A 14400-nucleotide genomic window follows, 5' to 3' on the forward strand; every position below is an offset into this window, starting at 1 on the left:
AGACACAGGTCATGCACCTGAGCGATGAAGAAAAAGCCATGCACGACGGCCGCGACGGACCGGCCGTTCAGAAGGCGATGGACCTGCTGATGCGCTACGGCGAAGCCCTCGGCGCCGAGCGACTGGTCGAGACGCGCAATGTCTGCGCCACCATCACCTCGACCACGCCTTTCCAGCGCGACTTCGCGCTTGCCAAGGGCGGCGGCATGGACGCGGTGTTCTCCGAATTCAGCCTCGACAGCCAGGAGACCGTCGAGATTCCGAAGTTCAAGGTCTTCACGAGCCACCTGCAACTGGGCTTCGATCCCGGCCAGCCCGAGCGCATGGGCGTGAGCGAGGAGATCGTCCAGTTCTACAACAAGAGCGAGCGCCATGCGGCCGGCCTCGGCGCGCAGATCATGAACACCTGCACGCCCTACCAGGTGGGCAACATCCCGACGCGCGGCGAGCACTGCGCGTGGATGGAATCGTCGGCCGTGGTGTATTGCAATTCGGTGCTCGGTGCGCGCACCAACACCGAGGGCCGCGAGAGCACGGGCGCGGCCATGCTCACCGGCCGCATTCCCTACTGGGGTTACCACCTCGAAGAGAACCGCCGCGCCACGCACGTGATCGAGCTGGACATCGAGGTCGAGTCGGTGCAGGACTGGGGCCTGCTCGGCTACTACATCGGCGAGCACGTGCAGGAGCGCGTGCCGGTGGTGCACAGCCGGCGTGGCATCGGCCGCGTGCCGAATTTGCCGCGGCTCAAGCACTTCGGCGCGGCCGCCTCGTCCTCGGGCGGCGTGGAGATGTACCACATCGCCGGCGTCACGCCCGAGGCGCTGACGCTGGAACAGGCGCTCGGCGGCAAGGCGCCCATCGAGGTGCTGCGCTACGGCGAGGCCGAGCGCCGCGCGACCTACGAGAAGATCAACGTCACCGGCAAGGACGCCGAGGTGCAGTACGTGATGCTCGGCTGCCCGCACTACACCATCGAGCAGATCTGGGAGGCCGCGCAGCTCATCGAGGGACGCAAGGTCCATCCCGATTGCGAGCTGTGGATCTTCACGCCGCGCGCCATCAAGTCGCTGGCTGACCGCAACGGCTACACGAAGATCATCGAAGACGCGGGCGGCATCCTCATGACCGACAGCTGCTCGGCCATGAGCCGTGCCGTGCCCAAGGGCACGAAGACCGTGGCGCTCGATTCCGCCAAGCAGGCGCACTACCTGCCCGCCATCCTCGGCGTGCAGGCGTGGTTCGGCAGCACGGCTGAATGCGTCGATGCGGCCTGCACCGGTCGGTGGAACGGAGGCTACGCATGAACGCCGCCGTCATGACCGAAGAAAAGACCATCGTGATCCGCGGCCGCAAGGTGGTCGGCGGCGTGGCCGAAGGCGAGGCGCTGGTCACGCGCGACCGCATCTCGGGCTGGGGCGGCATCGACCCGCGCACCGGCACCGTCATCGAGACGCGCCACGAACTGCGCGGCCAGAGCTTCGCCGGCAAGGTGCTGGTGTTTCCGGGGGCCAAGGGCTCGTCGGGCTGGTCGGCCATGTTCCACATGACGCGGCTCATGAACTCCGCGCCCGCGGCGTTCCTGTTCAACGAGATGACGACCAAGATGGCGCTCGGCGCCGTGGTGACGCACTCGCCCTCGATGACCGACTTCGAGCGCGACCCGCTCGCATGCATCGAGACCGGCGACTGGGTGCGCGTGGACGCCGACCGCGGCGTGATCGAGATCACCAAGAAGAACAACGACAACAAAACCGGAGACCGTTCATGACCCGCCCCTTGCGCAGCAACTTCCCGCGCGGCTCCTACCTCTGGTCGGTGCGCAATGCGCACTGGCGCGCGCTCGGCATCCCCGAGGAGGATTGCGAGAAGCCCAAGATCGCCATCGTCAACAGCTCCTCGGAACTGGCCGCGTGCTTCAGCCACCTCGACAAGGTGGCGGCGGAGATCAAGGCAGCGATCCGCGCGGCGGGCGGCGTGCCGTTCGAAATCCGCACGGCCGCGCCCAGCGACTTCATCACCGGCGCGGGCGCGCGCGGCGCCTACATGCTCGGCGCGCGCGACCTCGTGACCAACGACATCGAAGTGGCGGTCGAAGGCGCGCAGCTCGACGGCATGGTCTGCCTCACTTCGTGCGACAAGACCGTGCCGGGACAGCTCATGGCGGCCGCGCGGCTCAACATCCCGACATTGCTCGTGCCGTGCGGCTACCAGCCGAGCGGCGAGTACCGCGGCAAGCACATGGACATCGAGGAGGTGTTCATCGGCGCGATGCACGCGGTCACCGGCCACCTGCCGGTGGAAGAACTCGTGGGCATGAGCCGTGAGGCGATCCGCGGGCCGGGCGTGTGCTCGGGCCTGGGCACGGCGAACTCGATGCACATCGTCTGCGAAGCGCTCGGCATGGCCTTGCCCGGCAGCGCGCCGGTCGCCGCGCTGAGCCCGAAGATGATGGCCGACGTGCGCGCGGCCGGCACGCGCATCGTGCAGATGGTGCTGGACGACCTGAAGCCGCGCGACATCCTCTCGGCCGGCGCCTTCGCCAACGCGGTGCGCGCGGTGCTCTCCGTCGGCGGCTCTCTCAACACGGCCAAGCACCTGCAGGCGATATCGACCGAAGGCGAGTGCGGCGTCGACGTGTACGACCTCTTCGAAAGCCTCGGCCCGACGACGCCGGTGCTGGCCGGTGTGCGGCCCATCGGCGAGCATTCGATCGAGGCCTTCGAGGCGGCGGGCGGTTGCCGTGCGCTGATGAAGCAGCTCGCGCCCTTGCTCGACACGGGCGCGCTCACGGTGACGGGCGGCACCGTCGCCGACAACCTGCGCCACGCCGAAGTAATGGACGCCGAGGTGATCCGCCCCATCGACCGCCCGGTCGCGCCGCTGCCGGCCATCGTGCTCTTGCGCGGCAACCTCGCGCCCGAGTCGGGCCTCATCAAGACCGGCATCGCCGAGCGCAAGGTGCGGCGCTTCACCGGGCCGGCCGTGTGCTTCTGGACTTCGGACGCCGCCATCGCCGCGATCAAGAACCACGAGATCGTCCCCGGCCAGGTGGTCGTGATGCGCGGCGCCGGCGCGTGCGGCGGGCCGGCCATGGGCGGCGGCGCATCGCGCGTGGTCTTCGCGGTCGATGGCGCGGGGCTCGGCGACCAGGTCGCGCTGCTGACCGACGGGCATCTCTCGGGCCTGGTCTGCAAGGGGCTCGTGGTGGCCGAGGTGTCGCCCGAGGCGGCACTGGGCGGTCCGCTCGGGCTGGTGCGTGATGGCGACGTGATCACCATCGACCTCGACGAACGTCGCCTCGACATCGCCTTGACCGACGCCGAACTCGCCGCGCGCCGCGCCGACTGGCAGGCGCCGCCGCCGGCCTTCGACACCGGCTGGCTGCAGCAGTACCGGCGCAACGTGAGCCCGCTGTCCAAGGGCGCCGTGCTCGTGCGCACGGAGCGGCCACAGCCCGCCAGCTAGACCTTTTTCACCCCGGCCTTCGCCAACCGGCGCGCACCCCCGTGCGCACCCGGTGGCGCAGCCCTGCGCGCCATCCCCGAGTGATTCCCGAGTGATTCCAGAGTTTTCAACCAAGAAAAGAGCAGGAGACAAGAAACCATGAAGAGACTTTTGATGTGGTCGGCCATTGGCCTGGCCAGCAGCGGTGCGGCGCACGCGCAATCCAGCGTCACCGTGTTCGGCGTGATGGACCTCGGCGTCCAGTACACGAAGGGCGAGGGCGGCGGTTCGGTCAAGGCGCTGTCGAACGGCGGGCTCTCGACCAGCCGCATCGGCTTTCGCGGCACCGAAGATTTGGGCGGCGGCCTGCGCGCGGGCTTCTGGCTCGAAGGCAGCCTGAACCCCGACCTGGGCACCGGTCGGCCGAGCAACACCAACAACCAGACGAGCGGGGCGGGCCCGGCGGGACCGATCACCTTCGACCGCATGTCCTTCGTGAGCCTGTCGCACGATTCGCTGGGCGAAGTGCGGCTGGGCCACGACTTCATTCCCACGCACTACAACAGCATCTACTTCGACCCCTTCAACGCCAACGGCGTGGCGCGCGCGGGCAACCTCACCTTCGCGGGCGCGGGCACCGGGCCGCTGCCCACGGCCATCACCGGCAGCAACACGGTGAGCTACTGGCTGCCGGCCAAGCTGGGCGGCTTCTACGGCATGGCGATGATCGGCACCGGCGAGAACAACTCCACCGCGCCGAACCGCGACGACGGCAACTTCGGCGGCGCGCGCTTCGGCTTCGCCTCGGGCGCGTTCGACATCGCGGCGGCCGTGACGCGCTCGCACTTCAACGCCACCTCCACCATCGGCAACTACACGCACGCCAACATCGGCGGCTCGTGGGACGCGGGCTTCGCGAAGTTCTTCGCGCTCTACAACAAGGTGACGGTGAAGCTCGCGGCCGGCACGGTGCGCAAGAACACCGTCGAGATCGGCGCGCACATCCCGGCCTTCGAGGTCGGGCGCATCCGCGTGAGCTACGCCTACCTGGACGACCGCAGCGACGAGAGCCTGCGCAACGCCAACGGCATGCCGCGCAACCGCGACGACGCGCGCCAGTTCGGCATCGGCTACGTGCACAACCTCTCCCGGCGCACCGCGCTGTACGGCACCTACGCGCGGCTGATGAACAGCGGGCAGGCGCGCTACGTGGTGAGCGGCGGCAGCGCGCCGGCGGGCGGAATGCGCTCGTCGGGCTGGGAGTTCGGCGTGCGGCACCTCTTCTGAACAAGGAGGCTTTCATGCGACGCAGAACCTTGACTCTCGCGGCCCTCGCCGCCACGGCACTGCCCGGCGCGGCGGCCTGGAGCGCCGACGCGTACCCGAACAAGCCGCTGAAGCTGATCGTCGGCTTCGCCGCGGGCGGCGGCGCCGACTCGCTCACGCGCATCATCGCGGAGGGGCTGTCGAAACAGCTCGGCCAGCAGGTGATCGTGGAGAACCGACCCGGCGCCGACGGCGTGCTCGCGGCGCAGGCCACCTCGTCGGCCAAGCCCGACGGCTACACGCTGCTGATGGGCACCAACACCGCGATGGTCGCCGCGCCCACGCTGCGGCCGACCTCGCCCTACGACCCGTTCAAGGCCTTCACGCCGATCAGCTCGGCAGGGCAGTTCTCGATGTTCCTCGTGGTGCCGGCCAGCCTGCCGGTGAAGAGCGTGAACGAGCTGCTGGCGCTCGTGGCGTCGAAGCCCGGGGCGCTCAACTCGGCATCGAGCAACAGCGCCTCGGAGCTCGCGATGCTGCAGTTGCTCGGCGACCGCAAGGTGGTCAACGCACGCTACAAGGGCGACATGCAGGCCATGACCGACCTGCTGGGCGGGCAGATCCAGATGATGTTCACCACCGGCACGCTGGCGCCGGGCTTCGTGAAGGAGGGGCGCATCCGCGCGCTGGCCACGCTGCTGCCGCAGCGCAGCGGCTTGCTGCCCGATGTGCCGACGGGCGGCGAGCTGGGGCTGGGCAAGCTCACGATCACGCCCTGGGCCGGCTTCTTCGGGCCGCCGGGGCTGCCGAAGGAGATCACCGACAGGCTCTCGCAGGAGCTGCAGAACACGCTCAAGCGGCCCGACGTGCATGCGCAGCTGGTGCAGCAGGGCTTCGAGGGCTACGGCATGAGCCCCGCGAAGTTCGCCGAGTTCTTCCGCACGCAGTACGACGCCTTCGGCGCGACCGTGCGGGAGCACAACGTCAAGTTCGAATAGAAGAGGCCTCGCGGCGCCAGAAGGCGGCATCGGGGAAGGTGCCGGCACCGGCAGTGGCGTTGTCCGTCATGTGCTCGGCGCGGCCCGTGCCCGGGATCGTGCAGGTCACGGCCGGATGGCTCAGCACGAACTTCAGCAGCACCTGTGCCCAGCTCGTGCAGCCGATGTCGCCGGCCCAGGCGGGCAGCGGCCTGTCGCGCAGGCGCCGCAGCAAGCCACCGCCGCCGAAGGGCATGTTGACGATCACCGCCACGCCGCGCTCGGCCGCGAGCGGTAGCAGGCGCTGTTCGGCATCGCGCGCATCGAGCGAGTAGTTGATCTGCACAAAGTCGAGCTTCTCGGCGCGCAGCACGGCCTCGACCTCGTCGTAGGCCGAGGCGGTGTAGTGGGTGATGCCGATGTAGCGCACGCGGCCTTTCTCCTTCCAGCCGCGCAGCGTGGCGAGGTGGGTGCGCCAGTCGACGAGGTTGTGCACCTGCATCAGGTCGATCTGTTGCGTGCGAAGCCGAGTGAACGACTGTTCCATCTGCGCGATGCCGGCTTCACGGCCCGAAGTCCAGACCTTGGTCGCGAGGAAGGGCCTGGCGCCCGGCTTGGCGGCGGCCAGCAGTTCGCCGATGGTTTCCTCGGAGCGGCCGTACATCGGCGAGCTGTCGATCACCGTGCCGCCGGCCGTGAAGAGCGCGTCGAGCACGCCGGGCAGGCGCCCGTATTCGTCGGTGCCGGGGCGCTGGTCGAAGCCGATCCAGGTGCCGCAGCCGACGACCGGCAGGGCTTCCTTCGTGGAGGGAATGGGGCGGGTGGTCATCTGCATCGCGGGCCTGCGGGGTGGCTGCTGGGCGAAGGAGGGGAGCGCGGCACCTGCGCACAGGGCTGCGCCCAGTCGGAGCAACCGGGCGCGCGTGAGGGCGTAAGGGTGTGCGTTCGTGAGGGGCGTCGTCACGAACGAAATTCTGCGCCCGCCATGCCGGCGGGCGGAAGGGCTCAGCGCAGGTAGCGCCCGTCGGCCTTGAGCATCGACAGCTCGGAGAAGGTCAGCCCGCGGTGCTCGCCGGGCCGGTACGACACGGCGATGCCGCCGAGGTCCAGCGTCTTGAACGACTCCAGGCCCTTCTGCAGCGACTCGGGCGTCGGGTTGGCGCCCGCGCGCTTCAGGCCTTCGACCATGACCTTGGCCGTGACGTAGCCCTCCAGGCTGGCGTAGCTGAACTCGGTCATGCCGATCTTCTTCATCGCCGCCTGGTACTCGGCGATGACGGGCATCGCGCTGTTCCACGGGTAGGGCACGACCTGCGAGATGACCACGCCGGCCGCGTCCTTCCGGATGTCCTGGAAGAGCTTCTGCCCGTTCAGGAACGAGAACGAATAGAAGGCCGTCTCGCCGCCGGTCGCGCGGTAGGCCGCGATGAACTTCGCCGCCACGTCGTTGGTGGCCGACAGCACCACGGCCTTGGGCTTGAGCTTGGCCAGCTCGGCGGCGCGTTCGGCCGCGTCGGAACCGTCGTTCTTGATGGCCACGCTGCCGACCATCTTGTCGCCGCGTTCGGCAATGAACTTCTGCGTGCTCTCCATCGCCGAGCGTGCGCCGGGGTTGTCGTTGTGCGCGAAGGCGATGCGCGACAGGCCGATGGTGAACAGGTGGTTCACGATGCGGCTGTATTCCTCGTCGAAGCTGATGCGCACCGGAAAGCCGAACTCGCTGAACTTCACCACCGGGCCCGCGCCCGTGTAGGGGCCGACGACGGGAATCTTCAGCTCGTTGGCCGCCTTCAGCGCGCCGACCGCCGACGAGGTGCCGATGGGCATCAGCACGCCCACCGCGCCGTCGCGCGCGAAGGTCTTGACGTTCTCTGCGCCCTTGGCGGGGTCGTAGGCGTCGTCGAGCTGGCGCAGCTCGACCGGCCGGCCGTTGACGCCGCCGCTCGCGTTCAGCGCGGTGAACATGGCACGGATGCCCACCAGCGGCTCTGTCGAGAGCGACGCGAGCGGGCCGGTCTGCACGTAGGTCTGGCCGATCAGGAGTGGCTTGGCGGGCTGGGCCGAGGCGGGCGCCCCTGCACAGACGAGGGTGGCGAGCGCGGCGAGGGCCAGAAACCGCAGGTGAATCTTTTTGTGTCTCATGGTCACTAATTGTTAATAAACCGATCTTAAGGCGCGGGCCTTCGCAGGTAAATCGATCGCTGGTTGCGACCTGGGGAATACTGTATAAAAATACAGTTAACAACTGCAATCATGGGCCTCCCTTTCCTCGACTCCTTTTCCACCGCCGCGGGCCGCGGCGTCTGGCACGCCGACGAACTCGGCCTGGCCGACGCGCAGGTCGTGGCCACCGGGCATGCCGCGCTCGACGCCGAGTTGCCCGGCGGCGGCTGGCCCGTGGGCGCGATGACGGAGCTGCTGCAGGCCACGCCCGAGGCCCATGTCTGGCGCCTGCTGCTGCCCGCGCTGGCGCAGGCGGTGGAGGCGCGCGGCGGGCCGGTGGTGCTGGTCGGCGCGCCTTACGAACCCTGCGGCACCGCGCTGGCGGCGCAGGGGCTGCCGGTGGAGGCGCTGATGTGCGTGCGCAGCGACGCCCCGGCCGCGCGGCTGTGGGCCTGCGAGCAGGCGCTGCGCTGCGCCGAGATCGCCGCCGTCGTCGCCTGGCTGCCGCAGGCCCGCGTGGGCGAGCTGCGGCGGCTGCAGCTGGCCGCCGCGCAGCACGAGGTGCTGCTGTTCGTGTGCCGGCCCGAGTCGGTGGCGCTGTCGGCTTCGCCCGCGCGCCTGCGCCTGCGCGCCGAGCGCTGCCCGGACGATCCGGCGCAGATCGCGCTGCACCTGCTCAAGCGCCGGGGGCCGCCGCTGGCCGCGCCGGTGCGGGTGCCGGCGCGCAACGCCCGCATGAGCGCGCTGCTGGCTGCCGCCCGCGTGCGGCGCCAGCTGCGCCTGCAGCCGCCCGTGGCGCCGGCCGCCGCGCCGTCGGCCACGGTGGTGCGCATCGACGCATGGAAAGGAGGCCCGGATGCACTGGATCGCCTTGCAGTGGTCGTCTGAAGCCGAAGAAGCCGACGCCCCCGACATGCCCCCGCCCGAGGCCCTGGGCTGGTGGGCGCTGCAGTTCACGCCGCACGTCGCCTGGCAGGACGAGGCGCTGATGCTCGAGGTCTCGGCCTGCGAGCGCCTGTGGGGCGGTCGCGCACCGCTGATGCGCCAGCTGCTGGCCCTCAACCCCGCGCCCGACGCCCGCATGCGCGGTGCGCAGGGCGCCACCAGCCTGATCGCGCTGGCGCGGCTGCGCCTGTTCGCGCGCAACAAGCACCGGCCCGCCGAGGTACCGGCCGGCCTGCCGCTGGACACGCTGACGGCCGCGCAGGGCCACCTCGACCTGCTCGCGCGCCTGGGCTGCCGCACCTGGGGCGAGGTGGCGGCGCTGCCGCGCGGCGGGCTGGCGCGACGCTTCGGCGCGGGGCTGCGCGAGGCGCTCGACATCGCCTGGGGCCTGCGCCCCGAAACCCACGCCTGGCTCACGCTGCCCGACGTGTTCGAGCAGAAGCTCGAACTGCCCGCGCTGGCCGAGACCGGGCCCGAACTCATGTGGTCGGCCAACCGCCTGCTGTCGGCGCTGCAGATCTGGCTGCGCGCCCGCCAGCGCGGCGCGCGCGCGCTCGAGTTGCAATGGACGCTCGACCTGCGGCGCCTCAACGGCGTGACCCTGCCGCCGCACCAGCAGCTCACCGTGCGCACGGCCGAGCCCACGCAGGACATGGCGCACCTGCGCCGCCTGCTGTCCGAAAAACTCGCGCTCACCACGCTGGCCGCGCCCGCGAGCTGGCTGAAGCTGCGCACGCTTGAAACCGATCCGCTGGCCGGCGCCAGCACCAGCTTCCTGCCGGAAGACAACCGCAAGGGCGACAAGCTGCACGAGATGGTCGAACGGCTCAGCGTGCGGCTCGGCGCCGACCAGGTGGTGGTGCCGATCGCGCAGGCCGACCACCGGCCCGAGCGCCAGCAGCGGTGGCGGCCCGCGCTGCAAAAAGAGAAAACGCCTGCACCCGACAAAGCCCGCAAGGACGCCGCCTCGCAGCCCGATGCGATCTACCCACCCTGGCTGCTGCCCGAGCCCTTGCGGCTCGAGATGGACGGCGAGCGCCCGTGCTACTGCGGGCCGCTGCGCAAGCTGGTCGGGCCGCAGCGCGTGGAGGCCGGCTGGTGGGGCGGAGAAGAAGACGGCGGCCAGCCCGCGATGCGCGACTACTACGTGGCCGAAAGCCCCGAGGCCGGCCTGGTGTGGATCTTTCGCGAGCGGCCCGCCACGCGCTTTTCATCGGGCGAGGTGCGCTGGTACCTGCAAGGCTTCTATGCCTGACCTGAGCGGCAAGGAAGAACGCAAGCGCCAGCCCGCCAAGGTGCATGTGCTGCCGCAGCGGCTGCGCCCGGCGCCGGGCCTGCCTGGCTATGCCGAGCTGCACTGCCTCACGAACTTCAGCTTCCAGCGCGGCGCGTCGACGCCCGAAGAGGTGGTCGAGCGCGCCTACCACCTCGGCTATGCGGCGCTGGCCATCACCGACGAATGCTCGGTGGCCGGCATCGTGCGCGCGCATGTCGCGTTGCGCGACCTGCCCGCCAAGCTGGACACCTACGAGCGCGAGCACCCGGACGAGCCGCCGATCCCGCGCCACCCCGAATTCCGCCTGCTGTTCGGCAGCGAATTCCGCTTCGAGCGCTTCAAGCTCGTGGTGATCGCGAACGACACCGAGGGCTGGGGCAACCTCTGCGAGTTCATCACCGCCGCGCGCAACACCGAACTGCCCAAGGGCGAGTACCGCGTCGATTGGGACACGAGCGACGTCGCCTCGCTGCAGCGCTGCCAGGTGCTTTTCGTGCCGCACCGGCCGCCGGGCGGCATGCCGGATGCGGCCACCGTGCAGGACGACCTGGCAGCGGCCAAGGCGCTGTACGGCGACAACCTCTGGCTGGCCGTGGAACTGTTCAATGAACTCGACGACGACCTCTGGCTCGTCACGCTGATGCAGGCGGGCGAACAGGCCGGCGTGCCGCTGGTCGCGGCCGGCGACGTGCACATGCACGCGCGCGGGCGCAAGCCGCTGCACGACGTGCTCACGGCGGTGCGCGAAGGCCGCACGGTGGCCGAGTGCGGCTTTGCGCTGCAGTCGAATGCCGAGCGGCATCTGCGCCAGCGGGTGCGGCTGGCCGAGCTGTACCTGCCCGCAATGCTGGCGAACACGCTGGAGGTGGCGCAGCGGTGCCGCTTCGATCCCGAGGTGATCCGCGAGACCTACAAGTACCCGCTGGAGACCGTGGGCAGCAGCGAGACGGCGGCGCAGACGCTGGTGCGCAAGACATGGGAGGGCGCGCGGGTGCGCTACCCCGACGGCATTCCCGAGAAGGTGCGCACGCAGGTCCAGAAAGAACTCGACCTGATCACCGAGCTCGAATACGAGATGTTCTTCCTCACGGTGGAAGACATCGTGCGCTTCGCACGCTCTCAAGACATCCTTTGCCAGGGCCGCGGTTCGTCGGCCAACTCGGCGGTCTGCTACTGCCTCGGCATCACCGCGATCAACCCCGACAAAGGCCACCTGCTGTTCGAGCGCTTCCTGAGCCGCCATCGCAAGGAGCCACCCGACATCGACGTCGACTTCGAGCACCAGCGGCGCGAAGAAGTCATCCAGTACATCTACGCAAAGTACGGCCGCGAGCGCGCCGCCATCGCCGCCGTCGTCATCTGCTACCGCTCGCGCAGCGCCTTGCGCGACGTCGGCAAGGCCATCGGCATCGACGAGCGGCTGGTCGACGAATTCGCCAAGGACCACTACTGGTTCGACGACACCGTGCTTGGCGAGCAGCTCGACAAGGCCGCCGCGCGCGTCGGCGTGAAGGAAGACCGGCTCAAGCTGATGCAGTGGATCGAGCACACGCAAAAGCTCAAGGGCTTTCCGCGCCACCTGAGCCAGCACGTCGGCGGCTTCGTGCTCACGCACACCAAGCTCACGCGGCTGGTGCCGGTCGAGAAGGCCTCGATGGAAAAGCGCTCCGTCATCCAGTGGGAAAAAGACGACCTCGAGGCCATGGGCATGCTCAAGGTCGACGTGCTCGCGCTGGGCATGCTCAGTGCCATCCGCCGCGGGCTCGACCACATGAACCGCTGGCGGGGCTCGATGATGGAAATGCACCACATCCCCAACGATGACCCCAACGTGTTCGACATGATCTGCGACGCCGACACCATCGGCGTGTTCCAGATCGAGAGCCGCGCGCAGATGTCGATGCTGCCGCGCCTGAAGCCGTGCACTTATGAAGACCTGGTGATCGAGGTGGCGATCGTGCGGCCGGGGCCCATCCAGGGCGGCATGGTGCATCCGTACCTCAAGCAGCGTGAGCGGGTGCGCAAGGGCTTGCCGATCCTCTACGAAAAAGAGGAACTGAAGCCGGCGCTGGAACGCACGCTGGGCATTCCGATCTTCCAGGAGCAGGTGATGCAGATCGCGATGATCGCAGCGAAGTTCAGCGCAGACGAAGCCGATCAGTTGCGTCGTGCCATGGCCGCGTGGAAGCGCAAGGGCGGCCTCGACAAGTTTCACGCGAAGCTCGTGGATGGGATGGTGGACAACAAGTACCCGAAGGAGTTCGCCGAAGCCATCTTCAAGCAGATCCTGGGCTTCGGCGACTACGGCTTCCCCGAAAGCCACGCCGCGAGCTTCGCGCTGCTGGTCACCATCAGCAGCTGGCTCAAGAACTACGAGCCCGCCTGCTTCCTCGCCGCACTGCTCGACTCGCAGCCGATGGGCTTCTACAGCCCCTCGCAGCTGGTGCAGGACGCGCGCCGCCATGGCGTCGAGGTGCGGCCGGTCGACGTCACGTGTAGCGAGATCGACACCACGCTCGAAGCCCGCGCACCCGATGCGCCGCGCATGCCGCCTGGCACCGACACGCGCTACGCCGAGCGCCTGGGCAACGAGAACCAGCCGGCGGTGCGGCTGGGCCTGAACCGGGTCCTGAGCCTCAGCGAAGCCGGCGCCAGGCGTTTGCTCGCAGCGCGCGCACAAGCGCCTTTCACCAGCACCGAAGACCTGGCCCTGCGCGCCGAACTCGAAGGCAAGGACATGGCCGCGCTCGCGGCGGCCGATGCGCTGATGTCGCTCTCGGGCCACCGGCGCCAGCAGGTGTGGGACGCCACGGCGCAGCACCGCTCATCGGCCCTGCTCAAGGGCGTGCCGATCCACGAACAGGCGCTGCTGCTGCCGGCCGCGCCCGAGGGCGAAGAGATCGTCGGCGACTACGCGGCGCTGGGCCTCACGCTGCGCCGCCATCCGCTCGCGCTGCTGCGCCCGCGCCTGGCGCGCATGAATCTCATGAGCGCGGTGGAGCTGCGCGCCGCACGCAGCGGCCAGACCGTGCGCGCCTGCGGCATCGTCAAGGGCCGGCAGCGGCCCGGCACCGCCAACGGCACCATCTTCGTCACGCTGGAGGACGAGACCGGCAACGTCAACGTGATCGTGTGGAGCCACGTCATCGAGGCCTGGCGCGAGCCGCTGCTCAAGTCGCACCTGCTCGCGGTGCAGGGCACCTGGCAGCGCGACGACGACAGCGGCGGCAAGGTGCAGCACCTGATCGCCACCGGCTTCAAGGACCTCACGTCGCTGCTGGGCCGGCTGGCGCAGAGCAACACCAGCCGCGACTTCCACTGAGGCATTGCGAATGCAACCGATCGTTCCATGCCTCGCACCGCCCCTCACTTTTCGCTAACCTGTTCCTCCCATGTCCGCACTCGCCGCAACCGCCGCAATCGCTCTTGCCGATGAGGTCGTCGCCACGCCGATCGGCCCGCCGCCGCCCGCGCCCGATGTGCCCATGCCGCCACCGCCGCCGCCCGTGCTGCCGCCCGAAGGCGATCCGCCGCCCGTCGTGCCGCCGGTGACGGACCCCGGTTTTCCGCCGCCGGTGACCGACCCGCCGCCCCTGCAGACGGCCGTGCCCTTCGGCAAGCCGCACGCACGGCGGCTGCGCGAGATCTACCGCTCGGCCGGCTGGCCCTGCTGCGACACCATCGAGGTCGAGCTGCTCGCGGGCGGTTTTCTCGAACGCGTGCGCGGCGCACTGGGCCACGAGACGCTGCGCGTGACCGACGCGGGCATTGCGCGCATCGCCACCACGCTCACCGTCAACCGCGCGGCGCTGTCGCCGCACGAGGCGCTGGTGGAGCGCGTGGCGCGCGAGATGACGCGCGGCGGCCGCATCGCCTGGCGCGGCCTGGGCCTGCGCGCCCGGCTGCCGCCGCTCGAAGAGGGCGGCAAGCCGCGCTGGTGCATGGCGCGGCCCGATGTCTTCTCGATCCGCAACACCAGCGTCGAGGCCTATGCGCATCCCATCGTGCACGAGGTGAAGGTCAGCCGCGCCGACCTGCTGGGCGACCTGCGCAAGCCCGACAAGCGCGCGGCTTATCTGGACCTGGGCGGCGAGTGCTGGTACGTGCTGGGCAACGACGCCAAGGGCCGCTGCATCGCGTCGCCCGACGAGATTCCGGCCGAATGCGGCGTGATGGTGCTCGAGGGCGAACGCCTCGTGGTGGCGCGCGCCGCGGTGCACCGCGCCTTCGAGCGCATCCCTTTTTCGGTGTGGCTGGCGCTGGCCAAGGCGCAGCCCGTGGCGGGCTTCGAGGACGACGCGCAGGACCTGCTGATCTGACCCGCGC

Annotated in this window: 11 protein-coding genes; 9 read left to right on the plus strand and 2 right to left on the minus strand. The window is 69.6% G+C overall.

Going from position 1 to position 14400, the window contains the following annotated elements:
• The first annotated feature begins 11 nt into the window (after positions 1-11).
• The 5 genes from AC07O4_RS11985 to AC07O4_RS12005 all read left to right on the plus strand — a co-directional run bounded on the left by AC07O4_RS11985 (position 12) and on the right by AC07O4_RS12005 (position 5711).
• Positions 12-1307 carry an aconitase X gene (locus tag AC07O4_RS11985; protein ID WP_495304639.1) on the plus strand — a complete coding sequence of 432 codons (1296 nt, stop codon included), beginning with the start codon at positions 12-14 and terminating at the stop codon, positions 1305-1307.
• Positions 1304-1771, plus strand: a complete 468-nt coding sequence (locus tag AC07O4_RS11990; RefSeq protein WP_495304640.1) for an aconitase X swivel domain-containing protein — start codon at positions 1304-1306, stop codon at positions 1769-1771. The genes AC07O4_RS11985 and AC07O4_RS11990 overlap by 4 nt, the downstream gene beginning before the upstream one ends.
• On the plus strand, positions 1768-3468 hold the full coding sequence (gene ilvD, locus AC07O4_RS11995; RefSeq protein ID WP_495304641.1) for a dihydroxy-acid dehydratase: 1701 nt from the start codon (positions 1768-1770) through the stop codon (positions 3466-3468). The genes AC07O4_RS11990 and ilvD overlap by 4 nt, the downstream gene beginning before the upstream one ends.
• Before the next feature lie 138 nt (positions 3469-3606).
• Positions 3607-4734, plus strand: a complete 1128-nt coding sequence (locus AC07O4_RS12000; RefSeq protein ID WP_495304642.1) for a porin — start codon at positions 3607-3609, stop codon at positions 4732-4734.
• 14 nt (positions 4735-4748) lie between these two features.
• Entirely contained in the window at positions 4749-5711 is a 963-nt protein-coding gene (locus AC07O4_RS12005; RefSeq protein ID WP_495304643.1) for a Bug family tripartite tricarboxylate transporter substrate binding protein, read from the plus strand.
• Here the strand turns inward: AC07O4_RS12005 and AC07O4_RS12010 are convergent.
• Both AC07O4_RS12010 and AC07O4_RS12015 read right to left on the minus strand, forming a co-directional pair.
• Positions 5698-6525: an aldo/keto reductase gene (locus tag AC07O4_RS12010; protein WP_495304644.1), complete on the minus strand. Its 828-nt coding sequence runs from the start codon at positions 6523-6525 to the stop codon at positions 5698-5700. The genes AC07O4_RS12005 and AC07O4_RS12010 overlap by 14 nt on opposite strands.
• A 170-nt stretch (positions 6526-6695) precedes the next feature.
• Positions 6696-7832, minus strand: coding sequence for an ABC transporter substrate-binding protein (locus AC07O4_RS12015; RefSeq protein WP_495304645.1), 1137 nt, complete (start codon positions 7830-7832; stop codon positions 6696-6698).
• A gap of 111 nt (positions 7833-7943) precedes the next feature.
• Between AC07O4_RS12015 and imuA the strand changes: the two genes are divergently transcribed.
• From imuA to AC07O4_RS12035, 4 genes are all read left to right on the plus strand, one after another.
• Positions 7944-8741 (plus strand): translesion DNA synthesis-associated protein ImuA, encoded by a 798-nt coding sequence (gene imuA, locus AC07O4_RS12020; protein WP_095744948.1) that lies wholly within the window; start codon positions 7944-7946, stop codon positions 8739-8741.
• Positions 8710-10053, plus strand: coding sequence for a Y-family DNA polymerase (locus AC07O4_RS12025; RefSeq protein WP_495304646.1), 1344 nt, complete (start codon positions 8710-8712; stop codon positions 10051-10053). The genes imuA and AC07O4_RS12025 overlap by 32 nt, the downstream gene beginning before the upstream one ends.
• The gene (locus AC07O4_RS12030) at positions 10046-13396 is read left to right on the plus strand and encodes an error-prone DNA polymerase (RefSeq protein WP_495304647.1); all 3351 of its coding nucleotides are present in this window, start codon (positions 10046-10048) and stop codon (positions 13394-13396) included. Before AC07O4_RS12025 ends, AC07O4_RS12030 begins: the two co-directional genes overlap by 8 nt.
• A 70-nt stretch (positions 13397-13466) precedes the next feature.
• A complete protein-coding gene (locus AC07O4_RS12035) occupies positions 13467-14393 on the plus strand; it encodes a hypothetical protein (RefSeq protein WP_495304648.1) in 927 nt (308 codons plus the stop codon).
• Positions 14394-14400 lie beyond the last annotated feature (7 nt).

The sequence above is a fragment of the Variovorax sp. GW821-FHT09D04 genome (genome assembly GCF_059416405.1).

What these genes read in the sequence shown, in the direction of transcription:
- AC07O4_RS11985 (WP_495304639.1), top strand. Translation starts at nt 12, where the DNA reads ATGCACCTGAGCGATGAAGAAAAAGCCATGCACGACGGCCGCGACGGA.
- AC07O4_RS11990 (WP_495304640.1), top strand. Translation starts at nt 1,304, where the DNA reads ATGAACGCCGCCGTCATGACCGAAGAAAAGACCATCGTGATCCGCGGC.
- ilvD (WP_495304641.1), top strand. Translation starts at nt 1,768, where the DNA reads ATGACCCGCCCCTTGCGCAGCAACTTCCCGCGCGGCTCCTACCTCTGG.
- AC07O4_RS12000 (WP_495304642.1), top strand. Translation starts at nt 3,607, where the DNA reads ATGAAGAGACTTTTGATGTGGTCGGCCATTGGCCTGGCCAGCAGCGGT.
- AC07O4_RS12005 (WP_495304643.1), top strand. Translation starts at nt 4,749, where the DNA reads ATGCGACGCAGAACCTTGACTCTCGCGGCCCTCGCCGCCACGGCACTG.
- AC07O4_RS12010 (WP_495304644.1), bottom strand. Translation starts at nt 6,525, where the DNA reads ATGCAGATGACCACCCGCCCCATTCCCTCCACGAAGGAAGCCCTGCCG.
- AC07O4_RS12015 (WP_495304645.1), bottom strand. Translation starts at nt 7,832, where the DNA reads ATGAGACACAAAAAGATTCACCTGCGGTTTCTGGCCCTCGCCGCGCTC.
- imuA (WP_095744948.1), top strand. Translation starts at nt 7,944, where the DNA reads ATGGGCCTCCCTTTCCTCGACTCCTTTTCCACCGCCGCGGGCCGCGGC.
- AC07O4_RS12025 (WP_495304646.1), top strand. Translation starts at nt 8,710, where the DNA reads ATGCACTGGATCGCCTTGCAGTGGTCGTCTGAAGCCGAAGAAGCCGAC.
- AC07O4_RS12030 (WP_495304647.1), top strand. Translation starts at nt 10,046, where the DNA reads ATGCCTGACCTGAGCGGCAAGGAAGAACGCAAGCGCCAGCCCGCCAAG.
- AC07O4_RS12035 (WP_495304648.1), top strand. Translation starts at nt 13,467, where the DNA reads ATGTCCGCACTCGCCGCAACCGCCGCAATCGCTCTTGCCGATGAGGTC.